Source organism: Hymenobacter tenuis (assembly GCF_054780495.1).
In genome coordinates, this window is record NZ_BAAGWF010000004.1 from 1,272,483 (window position 1) to 1,295,418 (window position 22,936).

The following is a 22,936-nucleotide window of genomic DNA, read 5'->3' on the forward strand; positions in this document are numbered from 1 at the left end:
ACAGCCTTTAGCTGGCGCTATTAGATACTTTACCTCCGCTCGCAAATGCAAGCAGGTCGCGGTTCAGGCGCTCTTTCTCTGTTACGAATAGGCCGTGAGGCGCACCGCTGTATTCAATAAACTGAGCGTGCGGTACATATTGTGTCATCCGCTCGCCGCTTACTTTGGCCGGTACTGTTTCATCAGAACTGCCATGAATAACAAGGGTAGGAACCTTCAGCGCTGCTAGGTCTTCGCGGAAGTCAGTAGCCGCAAAAGCATATACGCACTGTTCCGTTGCGCGGGGCGAGGCTAGTTGGCAGATCGACTGCATCCAGTCGAGGGTAGCTTGGCTTACGGGGTGTTTGATGGTGCCCACGCCAAAGAATTGCTTGCCAAAGGTCTGCAGAAAGTCAAACCGGTCTTCCTGAATACCAGCAACCATTTTATCGAAGTTGGCTTTAGCCGCACCGTCGGGGTTATCGTCGGTTTTAAGCAGAAAGGGCGTTACGGCCGAGACGAAAGCCACACGGCTCACGCGGGCACCGCCGTAGCGGCTCATGTAGCGGGCCACTTCGCCGCCTCCCATCGAGAAGCCAACCAGCGTTACGTTTTGTAGATCCAAAGTATCCAGCACGGATTTCAGGTCGTCGGCAAACGTGTCATAGTCGTTGCCTTCCCACGTTTTCGAGGAATTACCGAATCCTCTGCGAGTGTAGGCAATTACGCGGTTGCCATGCTTAGGTAGCTCGGCCAATTGGTATTCCCACATTTCGTAGGTAGCTGGCCAGCCATGAATCAGCACGATAGGATTGCCTTGACCCTGATCGATATAGTGCAGTTTGACGTCGTTGCCATGGGCATCGGTGCCCGCCTTTATGTAACTCATAACCGAAAGAAAAAGTGGTGTTGGTGAATAGGTTAGGGGTAGTATGTTGCTACATACGGCCGTGCTTAATGCCACGGATAAGCAATGCCAAGATGTTGCACCCGGTTGGAAGGCTAGCCTGATTCTGCTTTCTTTGAGCTAATGAGCAACTCGTATTCCTTTCGACTCCCCGCTTTGGCCCGCTTTCTGGCTGCGCCACTAGGCCTTGGCTTACTCCTGACCGCCTGTAACTCAGGCTCCGATTCCTCGGCCTCGCAAACTACGGCTACTACCCCCGCTGGCCCCGCCGACTCTCCTGGCACGTGGTACCGCCAATACCGCGGCTTGCTGCCCGGCTCCGCTGATAGCGTTACGATTCATCTGCAAAACCTGGGCGACATTCCCGAAGAATCTACGCTGGGGCCGGTAGTGGGCTACTATGCTACTTCCGATGGGCGCCCCTACGAGCTATCCGGTGTGCCCGGCATAAACCCCGACAGCCTGTACTTGCGCGATGTAAGCGTGGAAGTAGTAGGTGACAAGGAATCGGGCCCGCGCTGGATGCTCAAGCAGGACGGTACGCGCCTGGTAGGCACCCGCGACGGGCAGCCCGTGGTACTGCGGCGTTTGCAGCCGCCCATTGGCGTCAGCTTTGTTTCGCGCAGCTTCTCTTCGGAAGTTCCGGCTCGTCCGGGTCAGCCACAGGATAGCGTTTCAGGCCGCATTACCATGCAGGCACTTATTCCGGTTTCGGGAGCTAGTAAAGATGCGTTGGCAGCCAACATCGTGCGTGGCCTGCGCGGCGACTCCGTAGAAACCAAGCCAGCTCCGGCGCTGGAAGATGTATGGAAAGAGCAGTCGGCCACGTTCACGCGTGACTATCAAAAGGAAGTTGGTCCTCTGGTTGCTAAGCCTAAAACACCGGGCGAATACAGCCCCCAGGCCGCGCTAGCCTATGAGCAGTCTTCCAACACCTATGTACTCTGGAACGCCGGCAACCTGCTGAGCCTGGGCTATTTCGGCTACGACTTCTCGGGGGGCGCGCATGGCATGTATGGCACCTACGTCCGGAGCTATGATACCCGCACCGGCCGCGGCCTGGGCTATGATGATATCTTCCGCGAGGGCACCAAAAAGCAACTGGAAGCGGTAATCGGCCGCTATGCCCGCCCGGCCTTGGGTCTGCAGCCCAATGAGCCCCTTTCAACCGAACTGACGACGAACACGCTGCCCGTTACGCGCAATGTGTACCTGACCAGCGGCGGTGCGGTGTTTGTGTATCTGCCTTTTGAAGTGGCCTCGTTTGACCAAGGTGAAATCAAAGTGTTTGTGCCGATGGTAGCGTTGCAGTCTTTCCTAAAGCCTGGCCTGCCGATTGGCGGTGGGGGAGCGGTAGCAACGCGGTAGGTCCGGTTACTACCCCCTCCAATCAGTTAAACTGCTCTGTTTGCTTGCTGCCCTACTGGCCGAAGCAAACAGAGCAGTTTGGTTTATAACGGTATGTATTGAACATAGTGTCGAGCCTAGGCGTTAATGAATGAAATAAGAACCCTCCCTGTACGCTTGTGCAAAATCCGGCCCTTTTCTGGCTGTTCATTCGGCAGCTAAGCAGAAGCGGTATCTTTGTAGCCGTTTCTCTTACCCACCCCGTATGCAAGCACCCAAATTCGCAGCCTCTCGTTCCTTTCATCAGGAACTGAAGCGCCGCACTAATGCCTATTTCCAGGAAGCTGGCAAATCCACCACTGGCGATGCTAGCTTATTCATCAAGGCCGTCATCCTGACGGTTTCGTTTGTGGCAGTATATCTGCACCTGGTTTTCCTTACGCCCTCTACTTGGGTTGCTCTGGCTGAGTGCGCGTTACTAGGCCTTATTGGCTCGGCAATCGGTTTCAACGTCATGCACGATGGCGCCCACGGCTCGTTCAGCAAGAAGCGTTGGGTCAATCAGTTTGCCTCGTTCACGCTTAACGTGCTAGGCGGTAACAGCTTTATGTGGAACGTAAAGCACAACCTCATTCACCACATGTACACCAACGTGGACGGCGTGGATGATGACCTGGACGCGCAGCCGTGGCTGCGCCTGAGCAGCACGCAGCCTCGCCACCGCCTGCACCGCTTTCAGCACCTGTATTTCTGGTTTTTCTATGCCCTGCTGTTCATTGCCTGGGTATTCTTCATGGATTACCAGAAGTACTTTAAGGGCAAAGTAGGCGAGATGCCGCTTAAGAAAATGACGGCTGCCGACCAGGGCGTGTTCTGGGGCTTCAAAGCCTTGCACCTGTTCCTGTTTGTAGCACTTCCTATTTACACTACTGGGTTTGTGGCGTGGCTGCTTGGGTTCATCGTGTTTACCACAGTAGTAGGCTTCACCATGAGCATCGTGTTTCAGTTGGCACACACGGTAGAGCACACTGCCTTCCCGATGCCCGACGAAATCACGAACAAGCTAGAAGATGAGTGGGCTATTCACCAGATCAAGACGACGGCCAACTTCGCTACCGACAGCAAGGTTATCAGCTGGTTGGTAGGTGGCCTGAACTTCCAGGTAGAGCACCACTTGTTCCCGACCATCTCGCACGTACACTACCCCGCCCTGAACAAAATCATCCGTCAGGCCTGTGAGGAATTTGGCGTTGAGTACAACGAGTATCCGAAGATGCGCTACGCTGTTGCCTCACACGTTGCCCACCTGCGGCAGCTAGGCCGAGTGTAAGCTGAGAGTACATTAAAAAAGGGCTGCTTTACCAAAAGCAGCCCTTTTTTAATGTACTTATGGTCTGAAGCAACTAGTTATTTGTATCTGCCTGTTTCTATTGAGCTTCCACTTGTCTTGGGGCCAAACAGGAAGTATCCGGGGTGTATTATTTAACAAACCTGAAAATAAGGGCTTTGCATACAACGCTACGATTGTATTACCTGAGTTGAAGATGGGGGATATGTCAGACTCGTTAGGGCATTTTGCCATTAAAAACATCCCTATAGGTATTTACGAAGTAGAAATTTATAGTCCTGGATATCGTGATACAACGATTACAAGCGTTCGAGTCGTTGACAATACGGTAACGCCATTGAATATCAATTTCCCAATAGGATGTCACGTACTCAATCATGAGAATGGTAGGTGCCCCTACTGTAAGAAATCTGATGAATCAATTCCTATCATTTATGGCTTTCCTAATAAACGGATGATGGATCGTGCTAAAAGGAATAAAGTGAGGCTAGGAGGTTGTCAGCTAACGGGTTGTGACCCTCAATGGTATTGCAAAAGAGACGAACGGGAGTTCTAACACAACTTATTATAAACACAAATACTCTGCGGCAAACTCCTTATCTTTGCGCCCCCGCCAGGGTGGCGAGGCCGGTGCAATAGCGCTGTGTATCAAACAAAAACGCGTTCCGGAGGCGGGCCCTGCGCCGGACGTGTACACGAGGGCCAATGCTAATATCATGGCAGAAGTAGTAGACAACTTCGACTGGGACAACGTTTCAGCCAGCAGCTTTGGTGGTAACTATACCGCTGAGCAGCGCGCTGAAATGGAGCAGATGTACAGCGAAACGCTGACCACTGTTCAGGAGGAAGAAGTAATCAAAGGCACCGTTGTAGGCATCACTGAGCGCGACGTAATCCTGAACATCGGCTTCAAATCCGATGGTCTGGTGCCCCTTTCTGAATTCCGCGACCTGCCCGAGCTGAAAATCGGCGACGAGGTTGAGGTATTCATCGAAGACCAGGAAGACCAGAACGGTCAGCTAATCCTGAGCCGTAAGAAGGCTAAGATTAAGCAGGCTTGGAAAGCTATTTACGACGCTCTGGAGAACGACACAGTTCTCGAAGGTGTAGTAAAGCGTCGTACCAAAGGTGGTCTGATCATGGATCTGGACGGCGTTGAAGCCTTCCTGCCCGGCTCGCAGATTGACGTGAAGCCTATCCGTGACTTCGACATCTATGTTGGTCGTCGTATGGAAGTGAAAGTGGTAAAAATCAACGCCGCTTTCGACAACGTGGTAGTTTCGCACAAAGTCCTGATCGAGAAAGACCTCGAGAAGCAGCGCGAAGCCATCCTCAACAACCTGGAAAAAGGCCAGATCCTCGAGGGCGTTATCAAGAACATGACCAACTTCGGTGTGTTCATCGACCTTGGTGGCGTAGACGGTCTGCTGCACATCACGGACATCTCGTGGGGCCGCATCGCTCACCCGAGCGAAGTACTGCAGCTCGACCAGAAGCTGAACATCGTAGTTCTGGACTTCGACGAAGCTAAGAAGCGTATCAGCCTCGGTCTGAAGCAGCTGACTCCTCACCCATGGGATTCGCTGCCCGCCGATATGGGCGTAGGCTCGAAGGTGAAAGGCCGCATCGTGAACGTTGCCGACTATGGCGCGTTCATGGAAATTATCCCTGGCGTAGAAGGCCTGATCCACGTTTCAGAAATGAGCTGGAGCCAGCACCTGCGTAACCCGCAGGACTTCATCAAGCAGGGCGACGTAGTAGAGGCTCAGATCCTGACCCTCGACCGCGAAGACCGTAAGATGAGCCTGGGCATCAAGCAACTGAGCGAAGATCCATGGACTCGCGGCGACTTCGGCACGAAGTACGCTGTAGGTACCAAGCACAACGGTCTGGTGCGTAACCTGACCAACTTCGGCCTGTTCGTAGAGCTGGAAGAAGGTGTGGATGGCCTCGTGCACGTTTCGGACCTGTCGTGGACCAAGAAGATCAAGCATCCTTCAGAAGTTGTGAAGGTAGGTGACCGTCTGGACGTAGTAGTTCTGGAACTGGACGTAGCTAACCGTCGTCTGGCCCTGGGCCACAAGCAGCTGGAAGAAAACCCCTGGGATACGTTCCAGACGGTGTTCACTCCTGGCTCGGTGCACAAGGCTACCATCACCGAGAAAAACGACCGTGGTGCCGTGCTCGAGTTGCCATACGGCATCGAGGGCTTCGCATATCCTAAGTCGCTGGTGAAGGAAGACAACAGCAACGCTGAGAACGGCGAGACGCTGGACTTCCGCGTAGTTGAGTTCTCGAAGGATGACCGTCGCATCGTGCTGTCGCACACTGCGGTGTTCAACCAGCAGCAGGAAGAAGATAGCCGCGCTGCCAAGTTCGCGAAGAAGAAGCCCGCTACTGGTGCAGCTGCTGCCCAAGGCGAAGGCAAACTCAGCGACCTGAAGAAGCCTGCAACGGCTGAAAAGTCGACCCTCGGTGACCTGGACGCTCTGTCGGCTCTGCGCGACAAGATGATGGGCAACGAGCGTGACGCTGAGTAGTCATGGCTTTAGCTCTCCTGCCTACCTAGGAAGGAATAGCTAGAAGTTGTAACAAGAGGCCCCGGAGCAATCCGGGGCCTTTTTGTTGCGGCCTAGTTGAAGGCGGTACGGTTGGGGCGAATGCAAGGGGTAGTAGAAAATTTCCTGCACAATGCCAAGTACTTACCCAAACACTAGGCTAAAAACCGGTGTCTATCTTGGCATAAGTCAGATTAAGCCGTATGTTTGCATCCTCAAAACCACTGGTGACGTGACCGAGTGGCTAGGTAGAGGTCTGCAAAACCTCCTACAGCGGTTCGAATCCGCTCGTCACCTCTTTTCCTGTTTTCAGAGTGCCTAGTGCCCCGGTTGATTAGCCCCGACCGGGGTTTTTTGCGTGTAGGGGGGGTAGGGCACGAGAAATTTTTAGGTGGCATATTGCCTGAAAATGACGTAGGTACGGGAAGCGACTAGTGAAAGGCGAAAATGTATTTCCTGACGCATTATCCCTACATTTCATTCTCGCGTAGAAACGCGCACGTAAGTATAGTTTCCACCTCTCTCCCGTATGAAGATAATTGACCTCCGCACTATGCGCGGCCCCAGCTACTGGTCCGTGAAGCATCACAAACTGATTGTGATGAAAGTGGACTTAGAGGACCTAGCTGATGTGTGGTCGAATAGCGTGCCGGCCTTGGCTGAGCAACTGCCGCTGCTGCTGCCTGAACTAGGCCAGCCCCAGCCCGCAGAAACTGAGAAGTCGCTGCAGAAGCACCCGCCGCTTACCGAAGAGCAGCTGACGGATGGTGAGCCAATCGGCCATGTCATTCAGCACGTAGCACTGGCGTTGCAGCGCATGGCCGGTATGCCCGTGTACTGGGGAAAATCGTATCCGGCATACCAGCCAGGTGTAGAATTTGTAGTATTCAGCTACCAAGAAGAGCGCGCCGGCCGAGTAGCAGCCGAAGCTGCCGTACAGCTAGTAGACGACGTAAGCCAGGGCCGCCCGGTAAACGTGAAGGCCATTGTTGATGAGCTGCACGAGATTCGGGAGGATGAGTTTTTCGGGCCCAGCACCTGGAGCATTGTTTCTGAGGCTGCCTCGCGCAACATTCCATACATCCAGCTTAAGAACAGCAGCATCATCCAGCTTGGGTACGGCGTCAACCAGAAACGCATCTGGGCCACTACCACTAGCTACACCTCGCACGCAGGGGTGGAGGTAGCCGGCAATAAAAACCGCACCAAAGCCATGCTCAAAGACTCCGGAGTGCCGGTACCTAATGGTACCACGGTGTACTCGGAGGATGGGCTGCGCGACGCGGTAGAAGAACTAGGCTTCCCAATCGTAACGAAGCCCCTAGACGGCAACCACGGCAAAGGCGCCACCATTCGGATAATGAATTGGGAAGATGCCGTGGAGGGCCTTAAAGCAGCGCAGAAGTATTCGCGGGCTGTAATTGTAGAGCAATTCATTGAGGGCCACGACTACCGCATGCTAGTAGTGAACGGGCGACTGATTGCGGCTGCCAAGCGCACTCCCGCGGCCGTGAAAGGCGACGGCAGCAGCACGATTCAGCAGCTCATCGATAAGGTAAACGAAGATCCGCGCCGGGGTGTGGGCCACGAAAAGGTGCTCACTAGCATCAAGGCTGATCAGCACACCCAGGACCTGCTGAAAGCCAACGGGCTGACTCTTGAGTCGGTGCTGCCAGCTGGGCAGGAAGTGTACCTGAAGAGTACCGCTAACATCAGCACCGGGGGCACCGCTACCGATGTAACGGACCTAGTGCATCCGTACAACGTGCTGCTAGCAGAACGCGTGGCCGGCATCGTAGGCCTAGACATTTGCGGCATCGATTTGCTGACCTCCGACATTGCCATTCCGCTGAATGAAACGCGCGGTGCCGTTATCGAGGTGAATGCGGCCCCGGGCTTCCGGATGCACATTTCTCCTACCGAAGGCCTGCCGCGCAACGTAGCGGCTCCGGTGGTAGATATGCTGTTTCCGCAAGGTAGCACGGCCCGCATCCCGATTATTGCCATTACAGGCACCAATGGCAAAACCACCACTACTCAGCTTATAGCGCACATTGTGGGCTCGAAGGGGTATAAGGTGGGCCACACCACTACCAATGGCATCTATATACAAGGCGTGCAGCTGCAAAGCGGCGACTGTACGGGCGGCCAGAGTGCGGAATTTGTCCTGAAAGATCCGACCGTAAACTTTGCGGTGCTAGAAACGGCACGGGGCGGAATGCTGCGCTCGGGGCTGGGGTTCCATACCTGCGATGTGGCTGTGGTGACCAACGTAGCCGCCGACCACTTGGGCATGCGCGATATTTACACGGTAGAGGAAATGGCCGCCGTAAAAGGTGTACTACCCCGCACCGTGCGTAAAAACGGCTGGGCCGTGCTGAATGCCGACAACGACCTAGTGTACGCTATGCGCGAGAAACTGGAGTGCCGCGTGGCGCTATTCAGCATGAATGAGCACAGCCCGCGCATCAGGGAGCATGCTGAAAATGGTGGCCTAGCTGCCGTGTATGAGGAAGGCTACATCACGATTTATAAAAACAGCTATAAGCTCCGTATCGACCGGGCTTCCGAGTTCCCCATCACGTTCGGTGGGAGGGCCACGTTTAACATTGAAAACTCGTTGGCGGCGGCCCTGGCCTGCTATTGCTACGGATTCGATAAGGACGATATCAAACAGGCGCTACGCACGTTTGTGTCGTCGGCGGCCAAAACGCCGGGCCGAATGAACGTGTACAAATTCCCGGACTTCGAGGTGATTGTCGACTACGCGCACAATACGCACGGTATCGAGAAGTTCGGCGAATTCTTGGAGGCCACTCAGGCAACACGCAAGGTGGGCGTCATTTCAGGGCTAGGCGACCGGCGCGACGAAGACACGATAGGCTTCTCTCGGATAGCCGGCCGTATTTTCGATGAGATTGTGCTACGCCAAGACCGTGACCTTCGTGGTAAAACGGCTGAGGAACTGAAAGAAATTATGACCCGCGGCCTGCGGCTAGATGCTCCGGAGGTACCCATTACATACATCGAAAACGAGATGGAAGCCATTGACCACGTGTTGCATACCGCTGTGCCTGGCTCCGTTATCGTGCTCTTCACGGAGAATATTAAAGGCACTATTCAGAAGCTAGATGAGTTTGAGGCTTCTTTGAAGGTTTAAGCCCAAAAGACACCTAGTAGCTACACAGAAAAAGCCCCGACTGGTACCAGTTGGGGCTTTTTCTGTTTTGGGTACTTAGCAGAATGGCTTTCACCATCTGCTAGGGTTCAGGATAGGCTACTTCAGCGTGAACGTGGTTTTGCCGATCATCACACCACCTTCGTAGAGTTCTACAGTGTGCAGACCAGTTTTGTACGGAGCACCTTTGGCGTAAAGGAACTGCACGGGCTGGCGGGTATTGTCATACACGATGTCTTGCTTAGCTGTGTAGAAGGCTTCAGCGCCATCAATCATGAAGGTGCCACCGCCAGTGCTCAGGTTGTACAGAGCAGCGCCATCGGGCTCAATCAGACGCATCATGATCTGCTTGGTTTCCTTCGGCGATACATCGTTGCGGGCCAGGTTGAAGGTCACTTTAATCTTTTCGACCCGCTTCGCCTTGAATTCGTTGTCCTCATCCGCCTTTTCTTTCTCACGGCTGTTTACCACGCCAATGCGGATGTTTTCAGCTTGCAAGCGCGAGGCCACCGCTACTTTTTCGCTGAGCTCCTGGTTGGAGCGAACTACCGTCGAGATGGTGTCTGTCAGTTTGTTCTGACGCTCTTTCAGGGTAGTAGTTTCGGTGTACAGCGCTTCGTTGTCAGCTTTCAGCTGGGCGATTTCCTCGTCTTTCTTGCGCAGTTGTACTTCGAAGTTAGCGGCCCGCTGCTTAAAGCGGCGCTGCTCCGTAATGCTGAAGGAGCCGGCCCGGAAAGAGCGCAGCTTCAACAGGTCAGCATTGATCTGAGAGAGTTTGGCTTCCAATGAATCGTTGGCCAAGCCCATGCCCTGTACTTCCTGGCTCTGGCGCTCGTAATCGGCTTTCAGGGCCTCGTATTGTTTAATCTGCTCCTCCAACTTCGCGTCCTTCGTCACCACGTCAGCCTGGAGCTGCTCGTTCTGCTTGGTCTTTTGCTGGTTCATATAAAACAGCAAGCCATTGATGCCAAGCAGCACCAAGATAAGGGCCACAATCAGGAGTACGCGGTTATTGTTCTTCGGCTCGGGGTTGTGGTCTTGTTCCATCGAAAGAGGGGTTAAGTGAAGCCCGGAGAGTCCGGGCGCAGGTAGTACCTTTAGGGCAAAAATAACGGAGTTCCGTACCCAGGCAAGTGCCGAAGGTACAACCCTGCCACAATATGTCCCGGAAACTGCAATTTGATGCTGCGTATTGGCAAAATCGCTACACCACCAGCCAGACCGGCTGGGATGTGGGGGGCATAACGCCGCCGCTACAGGAATATTTTAGGCAGCTCGGCCCGCCTGATGACCGCCGCATCCTGATTCCGGGCGCGGGTAGGGGATATGAGGCTGAATTCCTGCATACGCAGGGCTGGCCGAATGTATTCGTAGTTGATCTGGCTCCGCAGCCGCTCCAAGACTTGCAGGCCCGCGTGCCGGACTTTCCGGCGGAGCATCTGCTGCTTCAAGATTTTTTTGACCTAGCGCCAGACCAGCCTTTTGATCTGCTGGTAGAGCAAACTTTCTTTTGCGCCCTCGACCCCAGCTTGCGGCCCGCGTATGCCCGGCAGTGCTCTACCCTCTTGCGGCCCGGCGGAACCCTGATGGGACTGTTGTTCGATACGGAGTTTACGCAGCCTGGACCCCCATTTGGCGGTACCCGTGAGGAATATCGGCAGTACTTTGAGCCGTACTTTACCCTAGTACATTTCGATACGGCCACAAACTCCATTCCGCCCCGCCAAGGCCGCGAGTTGTTTATTTGCCTTACCAAAAAGTAGCGCGCATTCCAGCTTCGTGCATTCTGGCTTGATTTCACTAGCTAGGCTACTTTCACTACTACCTTGGGCGCGGCGCTGGAGCTGCGCGCTACCTACTACCCTCCAAAATGCTTGAAACCCTCGCTAAAGCCCTACCAAACTTTCGCCATACTGATTCCGGCCAGTTTTTTCTGATGGCAGGCCCCTGCGTGATTGAAGGCGAAGATATGGCCCTGCGTATTGCGGAGCAGGTGCGCCAGCTCACCGATAAGCTCCAGATTCCGTTCATCTTCAAGGGCTCGTACCGCAAGGCCAACCGCTCCCGCCTCGACTCTTACACCGGCATCGGCGACGAAAAAGCGCTGCGGATTCTGCAGAAGGTAAGCCGCGAAATTGGCGTGCCCACGGTCACGGATATCCACGAGTCGGATGAGGCGGCGCTGGCGGCTGAATACGTAGATGTGCTCCAGATCCCGGCTTTCCTGTGCCGCCAAACCGATTTGCTGATTGCCGCCGCCAAAACCGGTAAGGTGGTTAACATCAAAAAAGGCCAGTTTTTAAGCGGCGAATCAATGCAGTTTGCCGTTGACAAGGTGCAGCAGTCGGGCAATGAGCACGTAATCCTGACGGACCGTGGCAACTCGTTCGGCTATTCCGACCTAGTAGTGGACTTCCGTAACCTGCCCGCCATGCGCGCGTTTGGCGTGCCTGTAGTGATGGACGTAACGCACTCCTTGCAGCAGCCCAACCAAAGCAGCGGCGTGACGGGCGGCAAGCCGGCTCTCATCGAAACGATTGCTAAAGCGGCCATTGCCGTAGGTGCCGATGGCCTGTTCATCGAAACTCACCCAACGCCCGCCACAGCCAAATCTGATGGCGCCAATATGCTAGCTCTCGACCAATTGGAGCAACTTTTAGTGAAGCTAACCCGGGTGCGAGAAGCAATTCGCTAGGGTCTAAAAATTAGCAAACAGGTTTCCTTTTAGCTGAGCTTAAGGGCAGCCTGATTGTGAAAACATCCGGTATATTTGTTTCGTTGTAAACGAAAGTAGCAGGAAGCATACGCCTCCTGCTACCGATGCCACTAGGTGCTGAACAAGAGGTAAAGTCCTCCTATTCCGCCTAGCGCGGCCACTACCCTTACTACAAAAGTAGTGGTGACATGGAGTGAGCATTGGAAACGAAGCCCATCCATATCAGTACGACCCTGTCCCATACCAATGGATTTGAGGGTGGCCAAATCACCCACTTATCCTGAAGCCCGTGCTCGCAACACGGGCTTCACTGCTTTTTAAGCAGCCGCATTGGCGGGGTGACAACCGTACGCGTGCTAAATATAATAGTATTTAACCGGTTTGTTTTGCTATTAAATTTAGTAATCAGTCATTTGCTAGATGCGGTTTAAGCAGAAAGCCACTTTGTCTTTTCTAACAGCATATCTACCACGTTATCAAACCGCAGTGAGAAGTGCTGCTTTGGCTGATTGCGGCGGAAGAAAACCAAGCCGATATAAAACAGGTCAATAGTCAAGGTTACGTCAGGATGCTGCTTGATGGCTTCCCAGGCTCGTTCCATTTCCGCTGACCAGTGAATGTCATCCAGCACGAACACGCTGTGTTCCATGCGGTGTTGGTTCATGAGCTCAAAGTAGCGCAGCGTCGGTTCGTAGCGGTGGTTGCCATCGAAAAACGCAAAATCGACGGGGGCTTTTAAGGCGGCTAGGGCGGGGGCCAAGGTAGCATCCAGGTTGCCTTCTACCAGTTCCACATTCCGCAGGCCAAGCTTCGTGAACGTATCCTGGGCCACTGATGCTGTTTGCGGGCAGCCCTCAAAGGTGAGCACGTGGGCGCGGGTGTTGGCGGTGGCCAAGTAGCTAGTCGTCAGGCCCAGAGATGTGCCGAGTTCCAGCACCGTGCGCGGTTGGAAATGATTGACCAAGCGAAACAGCAGCTGCCCTAGCTTGGGCGGTTTGGCGGCTGTGCGCGCAATGTCGCGCACCTGACGTACGCGCCCGGCGCCCGTGTGCGAGCCGGCCCCAAAATCTTGTACCTGAATGCTGCCTGGGTCAGCCAGTAGCTCTTGCCGCCTGGCTTCTACGGCGTCGTAGGCTCTAAAGTGGCCGGTGTGGTTTACTACGTGCGTATACAGCCCAAACACGAATGGAGAGTGCAATCCGTGCGCATTGCCGGAATGAAGTAAAAAGCGGAGGTAGCTAACAGCCTGAAACAGCAACGGCAGAAGTAAAACGTGGGCAAAGCGATGCTTCGGCCTGATTTGAAAAAGGAGGGGGTAGTGGGCGGATGTTCTTTCTCACGAAAAGCCGCGGCCCGTGCGGCCGGCGAAGATACCGAACGCCACAAAAAAAGCCGCCCCGATCTGCATCGGGGCGGCCTGAAAGAAGTGCGCCTAGGGTTAGTTCAGGCGGTAAGGCACCACCAAGGTGAACTCCGGAATATCAACCGTGAATTCGCTGCCGTCCATAACGCGCTCCATCTGGTAGGTGCCACGCATCTTGCCCAGCCCCGATTTCAGATTACAGCCAGAAACGTACTGGTGTGCTTCGCCGGGTTCCAGCACGGGTTGCTGGCCCACCACGCCTTCGCCCTCCACCTCGCGCACTACGCCGTTGGCATCGTAGATGTACCAATGACGGCGTAGTAGCTTTACAGTGAATTCGCTGTTGTTGCGGATATCGATTTTGTAAGCAAAAACGTAGTGTTCCTGACCCGGGCTCGAGTAATCGGGCAGGTAGTTGGTGGTAACGCTGACGGTTACTCCCTGGGTGGTGGTAGTATTCATAACGCCTGGGGTCCGGGGTAGAAAAAAGCTAACAGCCGTATGCGGGATTTGGTTTATCTACGCAGCCGGAGCACACAATGGCCTACCAAACTGAAAAAATAATCCTCTCCTGTATGTCTGTAAAGATAGAAGAAAGCTGGCGCAAGGTACTAGCTCCCGAGTTTGAAAAACCGTACTTCCAACACCTGATTGCCTTCATAAAAGGCGAATACGCTACGGCTACGGTATATCCGGGCGGCTCGCAAATTTTTCACGCCTTCGATGCTTGCCCCTTCGATAAAGTTAAGGTAGTGATTCTTGGTCAAGACCCCTATCATGGTAAGGGTCAGGCGCATGGACTTAGTTTCTCGGTGGCCGATGGGGTGCGTACGCCGCCTTCACTACAAAATATTTTCAAGGAACTGCAGAGCGACTTGCCCGGTACGCCGCCCGCTCCGAACGGCAACCTCGACCGATGGGCGCAACAAGGAGTGCTACTGCTCAACGCAACGCTTACCGTTCGGGCCGGCGACCCAGGTAGCCACCAGAAGAAAGGTTGGGAGCAGTTTACGGATGCCGTTATTCAGCAGATTTCAGACCTCAAGGAGAACGTTGTGTTCATTTTGTGGGGCGCGTACGCTCAAAAGAAGGGCGAGGTAATTGACACCCGTAAACACCTAGTCCTGAAAGCAGCGCACCCCTCTCCGTACGCTGCGGACCGCGGCTTTTTTGGCTCCCGTCCGTTCAGTCAAACCAACGCCTACCTCGAACAGCACGGCGAAGCGCCCATTCAGTGGTAAATTAAATCACTGATTGAAACGGATTACACGGATTCAGTGATTTGGCTGATGCTGTTCAAAATGCAAAAGGCCTTTCTCCTAGGAGAAAGGCCTTTTGCATGCGCTGGATTTACTAGGTAGCCAAAGCAGGCAAACCCACGGTAACACGCTAGCTTAGTCAACCAAGTTAAACAGGCGGTTCCAGCGGATTTTGTTGGCGAACGTAGCATTCGGGTCAACGGACAGCCAGATGAGCACGGCTTTGCCCACGATGTGGTCTTCGGGTACAAAACCCCAGAAACGCGAGTCAAGAGAGTTGTGGCGGTTGTCGCCCATCATGAAGTAGTAGTTCTGCTTGAACGTGTAGCTCTGCAGTGGCTTTCCGTTCTGCAAAATCTGGCCATTATCAGCCACGCTCATACCCTCGTTGTGCTCATAGCGCAGAATGATTTTCTGGTATTGCGGCGAGTTCTGGGGCGTAAGCTGCACCGTCTGGCCTTCTTTCGGAATTTGGAGCGGGCCGTAGTTATCCTTGTTCCAGGTTGGGAAGGGCGGAGAGGCTAGTGTTTGGCTGTACGGCGAGTCGGGGTTGTTGGGGAACACCTGCTGGCGCTCCGGCTGACCGATAGGCGTTTTTAGATCCACAATGCCCTTTACGTAAGGCTGCTGCTTGAAGTACTCATACGCCGCCTGCGTCATGTGCACCTCGTAGCCCTGCCCATACTGAGCAGTCATCATCGGATACGGCAGCCCGTCGGGCGTGCTTTGTTCCCACACGCCAAAGCGCTTGAAAGCGTCGTTCAGGTCGTCGTTGGGCTGGGGCACCTGCATAAAGTAGCTGCTCTGCATTTCCGGGTAGTTCTTGGCGGGCTTGCCGTTGATGAACACCTGGCCTTGCTTGATTTCGAGCACGTCGCCGGCAATGGCAATGCAGCGCTTGATGTAGTTCGTCCGCAGGTCAGCGGGGTGCTCCGCCTCAAAAGGCACATTGAACACCACCACATCGTTGTTTTTTATTTCCGAGAAGCCCGGCAGGCGGTAGCTCGGCAACTGAATCAGCTCGGAGTAGCTCTTAAGGCTAGTGCCCCAAATAGTTTGGTGCGTAAGCGGCACCTGCAGTGGGGTTTGCGGTGTGCGCGGGCCATAGTGAAGCTTGCTTACAAACAAATAGTCGCCGACCAGCAGGGAGTGCTCCATGGACGGCGTCGGGATGGTGTATGCCTCGAAGGTGGCCCAACGGATAAGGGTAGCGGCAACTACCGCAAACAGAATGGCGTCGCCCCACTCACGAGCGGCGCTTTTACGCTTCTTCGGTGCCCCGTTGGGGGTAGCGGGCGGCGTCGACTTATTCTTTTCGAGGTATTTCTCCCAGGATTGTACTGCCATAATGAGTCAGAGGCCAGAAAAAACGAGCAGCCGGCACACGCCAGCTCCTTTCCGGTTTGAACGCCGGAAGATGCGAAATAATGCGTGAAGTAAGATGAAATAGTAGGGTCGTACTACTGTAGTTGGCCCTAGGGCACCGCCAGCACGCCAGAAGCGCCGGTTTACTACCCCCTTGCCGAGCTTAAAGCCCGAGCAAGTCGTTCATCCCAAACACGCCTTGGCGGCCCGGCAACCACTCTGCTGCCAGCAACGCGCCTTGCACAAATCCGTCGCGGGTGTGTGCTTCGTGCTTCAGCTCAATGGTATCGGCCGGGGAGGAATACGTGACAATGTGAGTACCCACCACGGCGCCTTCGCGCTCCGAGAGAATGGCCAGTTCCCCGGCTGCTTCCGTAGCCTCGTTGCGCCACGTAGTTTTGGCTGGGAAATGACGCAGGATTCCTTCGGCGGCCGTAATGGCGGTGCCGCTGGGCTGGTCAACCTTCTGGGTATGATGGATTTCCCGAACCTGCACATCGTACCCGCCAAACTGGTGCATTTTGGCGGCGATGTACTCATTGAAGTGAAAGAACAGGTTTACGCCCACACTGTAGTTGGAGGCATAGAACAGCGGAGTGCCGGTTTGCTGGCTTAGAGCTTGGGCTTCGGGGAAATGGTGAAGCCAGCCCGTAGAGCCGCACACCACCGGAATGCCCTGGCGCAGGCAAGCCGTTACGTTCTGGAAAGCAGCATCAGGGTGCGTAAACTCAATGGCGGCGTCGGCTTCAGCAGCGGTAAAATCGGAGATGCGTACATCGGGCCGGCTAGGGTCGACGATGCCGACAATCTGGTGGCCCCGGGCAATGGCCTGGGCTTCGATGGCCCGGCCCATTTTGCCGTAGCCAATCAGCAGGAGCTTCATGAGGAAAGTTTAGGTAGAAAGAACGGCGGGAGAGTTGGGTTCGGAAAAAGCAGCCCCGCCGGTTTATTTGAAATATAATGTAACGGCCAGGCCCGTGCGGGGCACTGCCGTAGTGGTGGGCAGCAACGCCGGATCAAGGCGCAGCCCTAGGTCGTCGCTGATGTCAAAGTCGCGCAGGTGGGCATCAACCAGTGCATCCAGCACCGTAATGCCATAGGCCAGAGCCGTGTAAGCAATATAGGTGTCGCGGTTGCGGCGATAAAATACAATGCCCCGCTGCACATTTTCGGCGCTGGTTTCCTTGCGCACGTTTTCACCCGAAAGTTCGGCTAGTGGCACCCCCTTCAACAGCTGCTCTTTGCCTTGTACGTACTCCTTGTAGCGACTCTGGTAGAAAAACAAGACGTAGCCCGTTCCACCCAGCGCGCCATACACCAGCGGTAATTTCCAGTAGCGGTGGTTATAGATCTGGCCGGCTCCCGGCAACACCAAGGCTAGTAATGTAGCCTTCTGAGGCCGCGTGACGCGCATACCAAACAACCGCTCCGTACGCCGAAGTGAGTCTGACACGGCCGATGACCTAGTGGCTACCCGAGCCGAATCGGGACCGGTGGTAACCGTTTGGGCATGGGTTGAAACGCTTAATAGCAGCAGCACTATCCCAAGCCCCTGCCGAAAAAAACGGAATGCCTTTGATGGTGTCATAAGCAACGGGTGGTTTTGGCTGGCGCCTTTATTCGAAGTTGCCATTGCATACTAGGCGCTACGCTTCCGGTGGCAATCAGTTGAAGAGTAGGCCGCATATGCAGGGTCAGATTATCATTGACATCAAAGTCATGCAAGTGGGCATCTACCAGCGCATCCAGCACCGTGATGCCGTACGCTAGGGCCGTATAACCGATAAACCTATCCCGCTGCGTGCGGTAACGGTCTAAGCCAACCAGCACCCCTTGGTTGGTAAGCTCCAGCCGAACGGTAGAGCCGCTGAGGTTCTTTACGGAGCTGCCTTCTAGCAGCTCACGCTTGCCGGTAGCATATTCCTTATAAAGCCGCTGATAATGAACCAACCCATAAGTGGTTCCGCCCAGCAATCCATACACAATCGGCAGCTTCCAGTACGTGCGGTTGTACACCTGTCCGGCACCTGGCAGTGCAAGAGCTAGTACCATTGCTATACGCGGCCGTGTGAGGGCGCGCCTCAAAAACCGCTCGGTGTACTTCGTTGAGTCTGGAGTAGGCACTATTTGCTGCGCTTTGCCACTGAGCGGAAGCGCTACCAACAGCGGACTCACAAGCAAGGCAAAAGCGCGGGCGGAATACATGGCAGTAGAAACAAAGGGGCGGAACTAGGTTCCGCCCTTCATGTCTGGTTAGGCTGGTTGCAGGATGTGGAGGATGCGTTGCATGTCTTCCACGGAGTCAAAGGCAATTTTGATTTCGCCTCTTCCCTGTGGCCCAGGCTTCACGAGCACCCGGCTGCCAAATCGTTCGGAAAGGTGGCGTTCGGCGCGTTTCAGCTCAGCGGGCGGCACGGCAGGCGTGGCGGGCTGAGCAGGCTTCTTGTCCGTTTCTGGGCTAGCACCGGCGCCATTGCGTACCAGTTGCTCTACGCGGCGCACGGAAAGGTCTTCATCTACAATGCGGCGGAACAGGTTCAGCTGCTGCTCCGTGTCCTCTACGTTTACTAGGGCGCGGGCGTGGCCCATGCTGATAACGTTGTCGCGTAGGCCAATTTGAATATCGGGCGGGAGCTTGAGCAGACGCAGGTAATTAGTTACCGTAGAGCGGTTTTTGCCAACCCGGTCGCCGAGTTCTTCTTGCTTGAGGTTACACTCGCTTACTAGGCGCTGGTAGCTCAGGGCAATTTCAATGGCGTTGAGGTTTTCGCGCTGGATATTCTCGATCAGCGCCATTTCCAGCATCTGCTGGTCATCAGCCTTCCGGATGTAGGCCGGAATGGCATCGAGGCCGGCTAGTTTAGAGGCCTGTAAGCGCCGTTCTCCACTAATGAGCTGATAGGAGTTGGTGCCCATCTGGCGTACCGTCACGGGCTGGATAATGCCCTGAATCCGGATGCTTTCGGCTAGCTCCTGCAGCGCTGCTTGATCAAAGTGCGTGCGGGGCTGGTAGGGGTTGGCTTGGATGTGGCCCACCTGAATCAGGCCCACCGAGTTCACCGGATGCGGAACTAGGCCCAGCCGCTCGCTTTTCTTTTCGTAGCTGCCTTCAATCAGGGCATTCAGGCCCCGGCCCAAACCACCAATTTTGCGCTTTGCTGGGGCAGAAGCTGCTGCCGGAATATTCTTCTCTTCGTTTTTCTCTGACATACCTGCAATCAGCCCTCGCCCAATAGCACGGGGCGAAAGCGGGATTCAAAAATACACAAACGCCCGGGATGACCCGGATATTTTTGTTCCACGCCAAAAATAACGTGGAACATAGGAGTAAAAGAAAAGTCGGCCAGCAACTTAAGCTGCTGGCCGACTTTTATAATAGGGTCTGTATGGTGACTATTTGATGAGTACGAGCATCAAATTATGCGAGTAGCCCACGCATTTCGTGTGCAAGAGGCAACGTCTGCCAAGTGGTGCGTTTGTCCCAAGAAAGTGACTCGGCAGTCGAGATTATAAGATATATTCTCGACCAAATCCCACCTGATGATTACGCCGCCGTATCCTCGGTAGCCTGTTCTGGCTCGTCGGCGGCTTCCACATTCTTTTCCACGATTTCGCGGGCCAGGTTGAGGTAGCTGATGCTGCCCTTGCTGTCAGCATCGTGCAGAATAACCGGAATGCCAAAGCTCGGTGACTCCGACAGCTTCACGTTGCGTGGAATGATGGTATCGAACACCAACTGCTGGAAGTGCAGCTTTACTTCTTCTACTACCTGGTTGCTGAGGCGCAAGCGCACATCGTACATCGTGAGCAGAATGCCTTCAATTTCGAGGTTCTCGTTGAGGCGGCTCTGAATGATTTTGATGGTGTTGAGTAGTTTCCCCAAGCCTTCCAAGGCAAAGTACTCGCACTGCACCGGAATAATAACCGAGTGGGCAGCCGTGAGGGCATTTACTGTAATCAGACCTAGCGAAGGGGAGCAGTCAATAATAATGAAATCGTACTGCTCGGCGAGGGGGCGCAGGGCCTCCTTCATTTTTTCTTCGCGGTTAGGCAGGTTAATCATCTCTACCTCAGCGCCCACTAAGTCAATGTGGGAAGGCATTAGGTCGAGGTGAGGCAGGAGGGTAGTTTGCAGGATGATATCCTGGGCATTAATGCCATCTACCATGCACTCATAAATGCTATTCTGAATATCCTTCGGGTCGAAGCCCACGCCGGAAGTAGCGTTGGCCTGCGGATCGGCGTCCACGAGCAGGGTCCGATATTCCAGCGCGGCCAGCGAGGCTGCGAGGTTGATCGAGGAAGTGGTTTTGCCCACTCCGCCCTTCTGGTTGGCTACCGCAATGATTTTGCCCATTTTCGTCAGTTGTGAGTTGTCAGTTGCCGGTTGTCAGTGGGTGCAAGCTGCGATTTAAGCTACTAAATAAGCAACGGGCAACTGACAACTGGAAACTCATATGGTAATCGTTTCGCCAATGTTCAGCAGCACTAGCTCTTTACCAGCCTGCTGAGCCTTGGTTTTTACTTCGTCGTGGTTGATGGTAATGGGCGGGAAGGAGTCGAAGTGCATCCCGATTATTTTAGAAGCGCCGGTCCAGTCGGCGGCAATCAGCGCGTCATCGATGCCCATAGTGAAGTGGCCACCGATTGGTAAAATGGCAAAGTCGAGCTGGTGCCGCTCACCAATCAACTTCATGTCGTAAGTCAGGGCGGTGTCGCCGGCAAAGTAAAAGGTTTTGCCTTCCGCCTCTACCACAAAACCCGCCGCCAGCCCGCCGTACGAGCCATCGGGCATAGAGCTAGAGTGCGCCGCTGCTACCATTTTCACGGAGCCGAAGGGCAGCTGTACGGTGCCACCTAGGTTCATGGCATAAGTAGCTTTCAGGCCTTTCTGCCCAAACCACCCTAGTACCTCCACCATACCTAGCAGCTCAGCGCCAGTGCGCTTGCCAATTTCCTCAGCATCAGCTACATGGTCGGCGTGGCCGTGGCTAAGCAGAATATAATCCGCCTGAATTTTGTCCACGTCAATGGCTGCAGCCAACGGATTGGGGCGGATAAACGGGTCAAAAAGAACGTTGCTGCCGCCGGCCTCGAGGAGGAAGCAGGAGTGGCCGTAGTAGGTCAAGTTCATAAAGTGTGGGCAGTTATGCGGCGTGGTGGCTGCAAACCCCGGATGTGGGATACCTTTGCAAATATACACTGTTTCGTCGTTCCCATGCTCCCGTTTTCGCGCTGTGCCGCCGGTTCTGCTTTGCTTCTGACTTGCCTGCTCACGGCCTGCTCTGAACCTGCCACTACCACCGATGCGCGCCGCGTATTTCGCTACAACCAGCCCGAAAGCCTGACTTCCTTGGATCCGGCTTTTGCCCGTAATCAAGCCAATACCTGGGCTGTGACGCAGCTCTATAATGGCCTAGTGGAGCTGGATGATCAGTTAAAGCCGGGGCCTTCCGTAGCCCGCCGCTACACCATCAGTCCCGATGGCCGCCAGTACACATTTACGCTGCGCCCCGACGTGTTCTTTCATGATGCTGAGGTGTTTCCGGGTGGCAAAGGCCGGCGCGTGACGGCGCAAGACTTCGTGTATAGTTTTAAGCGCCTGCTGGATGGGGCGACGGCTAGCCCGGGCGGCTGGATTTTCCGAGGCAAGGTGCTGGAAAACAGCCAAGGCGAACCGTCGGATACCTGCTTTGTGGCGGTAAATGACACCACCTTGCGCATTCATTTGAAAGAGCCCTTCATTCCCTTTCTGGGTATCCTGACGATGCCTTACGCCTATGTGGTGCCTAGGGAAGCGGTGCAGAAATACGGAAAAGATTTTCGGGAGCATCCGGTGGGATCGGGGCCGTTCCGGTTTAAGGAGTGGGATGAAGGCAACGCCATCATCTACCACCGCAACCCAACCTACTGGAAGAAAGACGAAAAAGGCCAGCAGCTGCCGTATCTGGAGGCCGTGCAAATCAGCTTTGTCCAGGACCGCAAAACCGAGTTCCTGACGTTTATGCAGGGGAAGCTGGACTTTCTGAGCGGCATCCGGAGCGGCTCCCGAGACCTGATTCTGTACCCCGATGGCACCGTGCGTGAGGACTTCCGGGGCAAGTTCCGGCTCCAGAAGGTGCCGTATCTGAACACTGAATATCTGGGGATGCAGCAGGACCCCGCCAACCTGCGCGGCGACAACGCCGAAACCGGCCGCGCCCTCCGCGATAAACGGGTACGCCAAGCCCTGAATTATGCGCTTAATAAGCCTGAGTTTCTGGCGTACTTCCTGAATAATGTGGGCAAGCCCGGCAGCTCAGGGTTTGTGCCGGCTTCGCTGCCTTCCTTCAGCCAGCAACTGGTGCCCGGCTACACCTATCAACCCGACAAAGCCCGACAGTTGCTCAAAGAAGCCGGCTACGGCCCGGGCAAGCCGCTGCACTTGCGCCTGAGCACCGTGGCCGAAACCAAAGAGTACTGCGAGTACTACCAGAAAAAATGGGCCGAAGTTGGGGTGCAGGTAGATATTGACGTAAACCAGGGCGCGGCCCATGGCGAGCTGATTGACAACGGACGCGCTGCCTTTTTCACCCGCAGCTGGCTCGGCGACTATCCTGACGCAGAAAACTACCTCGCCCTGTTCTATAGCAAAAACTTCGCGCCGGCGGGCCCCAATAAAACGCACTTCAAAAACGCGGCTTATGACCGCCTCTACGAGCAGGCCAAGCTGGAGCAAAACACTGAAAAGCGCTACGCCCTCTATCAGCAAATGGACCGCCTGATAGTGGAGGAAAGCCCAGTTATTGCTGTGTATTATGATGAGGTAGTGCGCCTCACCCAAAACAATGTTCAGGGCCTAACGCCCAACCCCATGAACCAACTAGTGCTAGAGCGCGTCCGGAAAGAGTAAGAATAGCACTAGAATTGGTCCTCA

Annotated in this window: 20 protein-coding genes and 1 tRNA gene; 10 read left to right on the top strand and 11 right to left on the bottom strand. The window is 54.7% G+C overall.

What is annotated here, in order from left to right; translation table 11 throughout:
* Window positions 1-7: 7 nt before the first annotated feature.
* The gene (locus ACYVGU_RS18970; RefSeq protein WP_460623337.1) at window positions 8-868 is read right to left on the bottom strand and encodes an alpha/beta fold hydrolase; all 861 of its coding nucleotides are present in this window, start codon (window positions 866-868) and stop codon (window positions 8-10) included.
* 141 nt (window positions 869-1,009) lie between these two features.
* Between ACYVGU_RS18970 and ACYVGU_RS18975 the strand changes: the two genes are divergently transcribed.
* From ACYVGU_RS18975 to cphA, 6 genes are all read left to right on the top strand, one after another.
* Entirely contained in the window at window positions 1,010-2,254 is a 1,245-nt protein-coding gene (locus ACYVGU_RS18975) for a DUF3298 and DUF4163 domain-containing protein (RefSeq protein ID WP_460623338.1), read from the top strand.
* 244 nt (window positions 2,255-2,498) lie between these two features.
* Entirely contained in the window at window positions 2,499-3,563 is a 1,065-nt protein-coding gene (locus tag ACYVGU_RS18980; protein ID WP_460623339.1) for a fatty acid desaturase family protein, read from the top strand.
* Between the two features lie 112 nt (window positions 3,564-3,675).
* A complete protein-coding gene (locus ACYVGU_RS18985; RefSeq protein WP_460623410.1) occupies window positions 3,676-4,137 on the top strand; it encodes a carboxypeptidase-like regulatory domain-containing protein in 462 nt (153 codons plus the stop codon).
* A gap of 160 nt (window positions 4,138-4,297) precedes the next feature.
* Window positions 4,298-6,121, top strand: a complete 1,824-nt coding sequence (gene rpsA / locus ACYVGU_RS18990; protein ID WP_460614223.1) for a 30S ribosomal protein S1 — start codon at window positions 4,298-4,300, stop codon at window positions 6,119-6,121.
* A 244-nt stretch (window positions 6,122-6,365) separates the two neighbouring features.
* Window positions 6,366-6,436, top strand: a tRNA-Cys gene (locus ACYVGU_RS18995).
* A gap of 232 nt (window positions 6,437-6,668) precedes the next feature.
* A complete protein-coding gene (cphA, locus tag ACYVGU_RS19000) occupies window positions 6,669-9,299 on the top strand; it encodes a cyanophycin synthetase (protein WP_460614224.1) in 2,631 nt (876 codons plus the stop codon).
* A gap of 117 nt (window positions 9,300-9,416) precedes the next feature.
* Here the strand turns inward: cphA and ACYVGU_RS19005 are convergent, their stop codons facing one another.
* A complete protein-coding gene (locus tag ACYVGU_RS19005) occupies window positions 9,417-10,364 on the bottom strand; it encodes a hypothetical protein (protein WP_460614225.1) in 948 nt (315 codons plus the stop codon).
* A gap of 113 nt (window positions 10,365-10,477) precedes the next feature.
* Here ACYVGU_RS19005 and ACYVGU_RS19010 point away from each other — a divergent pair, with 113 nt between their 5' ends.
* Together ACYVGU_RS19010 and kdsA are read left to right on the top strand one after the other, a co-directional pair.
* Complete coding sequence (locus ACYVGU_RS19010; RefSeq protein ID WP_460623340.1) at window positions 10,478-11,080, top strand: class I SAM-dependent methyltransferase; 603 nt, start codon at window positions 10,478-10,480, stop codon at window positions 11,078-11,080.
* Window positions 11,081-11,187: 107 nt separating this feature from the next.
* On the top strand, window positions 11,188-12,012 hold the full coding sequence (gene kdsA / locus ACYVGU_RS19015; RefSeq protein ID WP_460614228.1) for a 3-deoxy-8-phosphooctulonate synthase: 825 nt from the start codon (window positions 11,188-11,190) through the stop codon (window positions 12,010-12,012).
* Between the two features lie 448 nt (window positions 12,013-12,460).
* On the opposite strand, the gene ACYVGU_RS19020 is transcribed toward kdsA, so the two are convergent.
* Window positions 12,461-13,231 carry an O-methyltransferase gene (locus tag ACYVGU_RS19020; RefSeq protein WP_460623341.1) on the bottom strand — a complete coding sequence of 257 codons (771 nt, stop codon included), beginning with the start codon at window positions 13,229-13,231 and terminating at the stop codon, window positions 12,461-12,463.
* A gap of 240 nt (window positions 13,232-13,471) precedes the next feature.
* Window positions 13,472-13,858: a Co(2+)/Mg(2+) efflux protein ApaG gene (gene apaG / locus ACYVGU_RS19025; protein WP_460614230.1), complete on the bottom strand. Its 387-nt coding sequence runs from the start codon at window positions 13,856-13,858 to the stop codon at window positions 13,472-13,474.
* 113 nt (window positions 13,859-13,971) lie between these two features.
* On the opposite strand from apaG, the gene ACYVGU_RS19030 reads away from it, so the two are divergent.
* Window positions 13,972-14,637 carry a uracil-DNA glycosylase gene (locus ACYVGU_RS19030; RefSeq protein ID WP_460623342.1) on the top strand — a complete coding sequence of 222 codons (666 nt, stop codon included), beginning with the start codon at window positions 13,972-13,974 and terminating at the stop codon, window positions 14,635-14,637.
* 153 nt (window positions 14,638-14,790) lie between these two features.
* Here the strand turns inward: ACYVGU_RS19030 and lepB are convergent, their stop codons facing one another.
* The 7 genes from lepB to ACYVGU_RS19065 form a co-directional block, all read right to left on the bottom strand.
* Entirely contained in the window at window positions 14,791-16,002 is a 1,212-nt protein-coding gene (lepB, locus tag ACYVGU_RS19035) for a S26 family signal peptidase (RefSeq protein ID WP_460623343.1), read from the bottom strand.
* A gap of 181 nt (window positions 16,003-16,183) precedes the next feature.
* Window positions 16,184-16,903 (bottom strand): 4-hydroxy-tetrahydrodipicolinate reductase, encoded by a 720-nt coding sequence (gene dapB / locus ACYVGU_RS19040; RefSeq protein WP_460623344.1) that lies wholly within the window; start codon window positions 16,901-16,903, stop codon window positions 16,184-16,186.
* Between the two features lie 63 nt (window positions 16,904-16,966).
* Complete coding sequence (locus ACYVGU_RS19045; protein WP_460623345.1) at window positions 16,967-17,608, bottom strand: DUF5683 domain-containing protein; 642 nt, start codon at window positions 17,606-17,608, stop codon at window positions 16,967-16,969.
* Window positions 17,605-18,225 (bottom strand): DUF5683 domain-containing protein, encoded by a 621-nt coding sequence (locus tag ACYVGU_RS19050; RefSeq protein WP_460623346.1) that lies wholly within the window; start codon window positions 18,223-18,225, stop codon window positions 17,605-17,607. The genes ACYVGU_RS19045 and ACYVGU_RS19050 overlap by 4 nt, the downstream gene beginning before the upstream one ends.
* Window positions 18,226-18,273: 48 nt before the next feature.
* Window positions 18,274-19,230, bottom strand: a complete 957-nt coding sequence (locus ACYVGU_RS19055; RefSeq protein WP_460623347.1) for a ParB/RepB/Spo0J family partition protein — start codon at window positions 19,228-19,230, stop codon at window positions 18,274-18,276.
* A gap of 334 nt (window positions 19,231-19,564) precedes the next feature.
* A complete protein-coding gene (locus ACYVGU_RS19060; protein ID WP_460614236.1) occupies window positions 19,565-20,377 on the bottom strand; it encodes a ParA family protein in 813 nt (270 codons plus the stop codon).
* A gap of 96 nt (window positions 20,378-20,473) precedes the next feature.
* Window positions 20,474-21,154, bottom strand: a complete 681-nt coding sequence (locus tag ACYVGU_RS19065) for an MBL fold metallo-hydrolase (protein WP_460614237.1) — start codon at window positions 21,152-21,154, stop codon at window positions 20,474-20,476.
* 84 nt (window positions 21,155-21,238) lie between these two features.
* Between ACYVGU_RS19065 and ACYVGU_RS19070 the strand changes: the two genes are divergently transcribed.
* A complete protein-coding gene (locus tag ACYVGU_RS19070) occupies window positions 21,239-22,912 on the top strand; it encodes an ABC transporter substrate-binding protein (RefSeq protein WP_460623348.1) in 1,674 nt (557 codons plus the stop codon).
* Window positions 22,913-22,936 lie beyond the last annotated feature (24 nt).